At 45.2% G+C, this 2,892-nt stretch carries 4 protein-coding genes; 2 read left to right on the top strand and 2 right to left on the bottom strand.

The genetic code is table 11. The annotated features are described in order from the left end of the window. The first annotated feature begins 251 nt into the window (after positions 1-251). Together JGK39_RS33355 and JGK39_RS33350 are read left to right on the top strand one after the other, a co-directional pair. The gene (locus JGK39_RS33355; RefSeq protein ID WP_293257159.1) at positions 252-836 is read left to right on the top strand and encodes a YdeI/OmpD-associated family protein; all 585 of its coding nucleotides are present in this window, start codon (positions 252-254) and stop codon (positions 834-836) included. Between the two features lie 36 nt (positions 837-872). Next, a complete protein-coding gene (locus JGK39_RS33350) occupies positions 873-1,637 on the top strand; it encodes an SDR family NAD(P)-dependent oxidoreductase (RefSeq protein WP_293322688.1) in 765 nt (254 codons plus the stop codon). 243 nt (positions 1,638-1,880) lie between these two features. Here JGK39_RS33350 and JGK39_RS33345 read toward each other — a convergent pair whose 3' ends face one another. After that, positions 1,881-2,513, bottom strand: coding sequence for a restriction endonuclease subunit R (locus tag JGK39_RS33345; protein ID WP_293257153.1), 633 nt, complete (start codon positions 2,511-2,513; stop codon positions 1,881-1,883). Positions 2,514-2,638: 125 nt separating this feature from the next. Beyond that, positions 2,639-2,892, bottom strand: a 254-nt coding sequence (locus JGK39_RS33340; protein ID WP_293257150.1) for a Uma2 family endonuclease, incomplete at its 5' end; no start/stop codon positions are given.

Genomic DNA, 2,892 nt, shown 5'->3' with positions numbered 1-2,892 from the left:
CTGTGACGCTAATACTGCATAATTTCAGCCCAAAAGCGTTTGGATTCCAAGTTTTCACAACTGATAAAAAAACCGACCCACATCTGCGGAATGTGGGTTATAAAGCACGCGAGCGGGACGCTCGCACTACAAATAAATGCAAAACTGAGATGCTCCCACAGCGACGCACCTGGGTGATGCAAATATTGTAGTGAGGATGTTTAGAAATGGTCTAAGTTCTTAAATAGTTTTGGTTAAATCTCTTTCCTGTTATGCCGAAATTTGAATACCAACTCGCTCTAGTTTATGCTGGCGATCGCGCCTGCTGGCGGCAGTGGTTGCAGCAAAACTCTGGAAAGGCGATCGGAGTTTGGCTGGTTTACTACAAAGTCAAAAGTGGCAAACCAAGCGTGCGGTACAGCGAAGCAGTCAAAGAAGCACTTTGCTTTGGTTGGATTGACAGCAAAGTCAACTCTTTGGATGCAGAGAGTTACCGACAAATCTTCACGCCTCGCAAACCAAAAAGTGTCTGGTCAAAATTGAACAAGCAATATATCGAAGAATTGATCGCGGAAGGGAAGATGACGGAAGCTGGGTTAGAAAAAATTATAGCAGCTAAACAAGATGGCTCGTGGACAAGTTTAGATTTGATTGAAGCATTAGTTATTCCAGCAGACTTAAAACAAGCTTTAGAAACAGACGATACTGCAAATAGAAACTTTGCAGCATTCAACAAAACAACTAAAAAAAACATCCTCTTTTGGATTCAAAGTGCTAAACGCCCAGAGACAAGATTGGGTAGAATAGAGAAAACGATATTTGCGGCCGCACAAAACAAAAATCCCTTGATTCGTTAGTATACTTGATAGAACTATGTGCTAAGAATTTAGAAAATGTTCAACACCATTCTTGTTGCAGGAGCAAGTCGCGGAATTGGGCTGGCGGTTGCCGAGCACCTCGCGCCGCAGTCGGGCCGTTTGCTAGCCGTATCCCGCACGCCTTCACCAATTGGCGAATGGATAAGTGCTGACTTGTCAGATTTGACTGGTGTTGAGACAGCAGTGCAGGCAATTGGCAGCGATGTACTCGATGCCTTGCTGTACGTGGGAGGTACTTGGGAAACAAATGCTTTTACTCGCAAATATTCCTTTGAAAACTGTTCGGATGAAGACATTGCACGAGTCATTGCTGTGAACTTGATTGCACCAATTCGACTGGTTAAGGGGCTTTTACCTGCACTCAGACGATCGCACAATCCGAAAATTGTGTTTGTGGGCGCTTTGTCTGGGCGCGATAATTTCCCTGCCCGCGAGGTTGCAAACTCGGCATCTAAGTTCGGATTGCGAGGAGTGGTTCACGCGCTGCGGGAGGAATTGCGATCGCAACAAATAGGTGTCACCGTCATTAATCCGGGTAATGTGGGAACGCCGGAGGTACTTGCGGATCTGGAAGCGGAAGGACTGCTGGGGGGTCATGCAATTCCACTTGCTGACCTACTTTGTATTATCGACTGCGTGTTGTCCTTATCGCGTGCAACTTGCGTCAAAGAAATCGGAACCAATCTGTTCCGAATGCGAGTCCTCAGAAAAGAGCGGGCTGAAGTCCGTACTACGAACCAATCTGTTCCGAATGCGAGTCCTCAGAAAAGAGCGGACTGAAGTCCGTACTACGAACCAATCTGTTCGGAATGCGAGTCCTCAGAAAAGAGCGGACTGAAGTCCGTACTACGAACCAATCTGTTCGGAATGCGAGTCCTCAGAAAAGAGCGGGCTGAAGTCCGTACTACGAACCAATCTGTCCTCAGAAAAGAGCGGGCTGAAGTCCGTACTACGAACCAATCTGTTCGGAATGCGAGTCCTCAGAAAAGAGCGGGCTGAAGTCCGTACTACGAACCAATCTGACTAATTGCTGGCTGCTATTTGACTCAAGCGTTTGAGGATGCGGAGTACATCATAAAGTTCGTTGCCGGGGTTCCGGGTGAGATATCCCTTAGATGTGGCATATCGCGGTGATTCTCCGTTTACTAATTTGACAAAGATGAAACTGCCGCCTGTAGCGATCGTGCCGTAACTCGGGCGATCGCGATTTGGATTTGCCAGCATATAAGCTAAGATTTGCGCCACCCCCGCTTCGATGGAAAACGAAACTCGTTTCGATTCGATTACCATCAGCCACAACTGGTCTTTTAAAACTAAAGTGTCGAGGCTGCCTTTGATGATAACTCCTTCATCTTCTTCGGAAATTTCGACAGATTTTTCCGGTTTAATGTAAAATGGGTGCAGGTAAAATTCGCCAGCAAATAACAGCGGAGAGACGATCGACAAACTGATGGTTTTTTCCAGCATCGGCGGATACTCAAGCAAGTTGAAGTAACCCGCTTTAATCTGATCTAGCTGTCGTTTCTGAAAGTCGGTGATTTCTGGCAAATCGTCATGCCATTCAGGGAAAAATTGGTCGTCGGTGACAAGTTGCAGGTCAAAAAGTGTTTTTAATTCTGCTAATGTGACATTTTTAGCTTGAATTGTTTGAACCATAATTCGCTAGCCTTAATTTTATAGATATTTACAGCAGGTTCGTAGTGAGGACTTCAGTCCTTCTTTGATGAGGACTAAAGTCCTCACTACGAACCGAATATAGGCTAAGTTATAGTTTAATCTTACTAATTCCAAATTTTTTGCAAATTCAGAACAAATCCCGGCAAAACATCTTCCCCATCAAGGGTGAGAGGAGATTGTAAAACTTCCACTTCTTGGCCGGGGCGATAAATTTCTACTTCCCGTTTTTTGCGGTTAATCAGCCAACCCAAGCGGCAGTCATTTTCCATATATTCTTGCATTTTTTCCTGGGTCTTTTTCAAGCTGTCACTCGGAGAAAGAAACTCGATGACAAAATCAGGACATAAGGGGATAAATT

Origin of the sequence: Microcoleus sp. PH2017_12_PCY_D_A (assembly GCF_020738565.1) — a bacterium.
GTDB lineage: Bacteria > Cyanobacteriota > Cyanobacteriia > Cyanobacteriales > Microcoleaceae > Microcoleus.
The sequence above is the reverse complement of the archived record's forward strand: the minus strand, read 5'-3'. Positions and strand labels throughout refer to the sequence as shown.